Raw genomic sequence first — 351 nt, 5'->3', positions numbered from 1 at the left:
GCCGATGACGACCGCGCGGTGATCGAACACCGACCGGCCCACCGCCAGCGCGTGACCGATGTCGATCGGCGTTGCCTCCGGCTGCCGGTCCAGGTGCTCAAGCAACTGCCGAGCCTGCTCGCCCAGCGCCGCCTGCGACTTCGCCGACACCACCCACGGCAACGTCCCGTCCGTCACCACCACCGGCTCACCGACGGCGACTTCGGCCTCCGGGGCCTCCTCGACGATGAGGTGGGCGTTGGTGCCGCTGACACCGAACGACGAGACGGCGGCGCGGCGTGGACGGCCCGCGTCCGGCCAGGGGCGTTCCTCGGTCAGCAGTTCCACCGCGCCCGCCGTCCAGTCGACGTG

1 protein-coding gene is annotated in these 351 nt (G+C 72.6%); it reads right to left on the bottom strand.

Going from position 1 to position 351, the window contains the following annotated elements:
- On the bottom strand, window positions 1-351 hold a 351-nt coding region (locus ACPXCS_RS39715; RefSeq protein ID WP_425952378.1), incomplete at both ends, for a ketoacyl-synthetase C-terminal extension domain-containing protein.

It is taken from the genome of Streptomyces sp. DT190, from assembly GCF_049846985.1.
Taxonomy (GTDB): Bacteria; Actinomycetota; Actinomycetes; order Streptomycetales; family Streptomycetaceae; genus Streptomyces.
Note: the sequence above shows the minus strand (reverse complement) of the source record. Positions and strands in the feature narration are given on the sequence as shown.